A 475-nucleotide genomic window follows, 5' to 3' on the forward strand; every position below is an offset into this window, starting at 1 on the left:
GTGGAATTGGAAGGTAAATACGTTCCACATTTCAAACCTGGTAAAGAACTTCGTGAGCGTGTAAATATTGGTTAATGCACTCTTATTAGTTTGAAAAAAGCGGCATACGTTTGTGTATGCCGCTTTTTTGTAATGTATCCAAGTTAGTCATACATCCAAGATCGTTTACTAATCTAATTGTGGATTCAGCCGTTTTCCTTGCTGCTTTCTATACCCAAATAACTTTAACTTCTAAGCATGTCTACAAACTAAGCATCTTGAGGTTACTTGGGTATAGATTATTGCTAATATACGTAGTCTGAAGAAGCATTTTCCTGCATAATCTTACCGACTTACTCCTAGAAGGGTGATGTAACATGAAAATTATAAAAATCGTTGCTGTTTTAGCTCTCTTTTTAATTGCATTGGCGTTAGGTTCCCAAAACCAAGAGCTCGTGACTTTTAACTATCTTCTAGCAAAAGGAGAGTTCCACTT

The 475-nt window shown here is 36.2% G+C and carries 2 pseudogenes; both read left to right on the forward strand.

Annotation, left to right across the window (positions count from 1 at the left end):
- Positions 1 to 75: pseudogene (ihfB, locus tag IQR33_RS08300) on the forward strand (integration host factor subunit beta); the annotation flags it as partial.
- 281 nt (positions 76 to 356) lie between these two features.
- A pseudogene (locus tag IQR33_RS08305) lies at positions 357 to 475 on the forward strand (DUF1049 domain-containing protein); the annotation flags it as partial.

Origin of the sequence: Vibrio sp. OPT46 (assembly GCF_015163535.1) — a bacterium.
Lineage (GTDB): Bacteria > Pseudomonadota > Gammaproteobacteria > Enterobacterales > Vibrionaceae > Vibrio > Vibrio alginolyticus.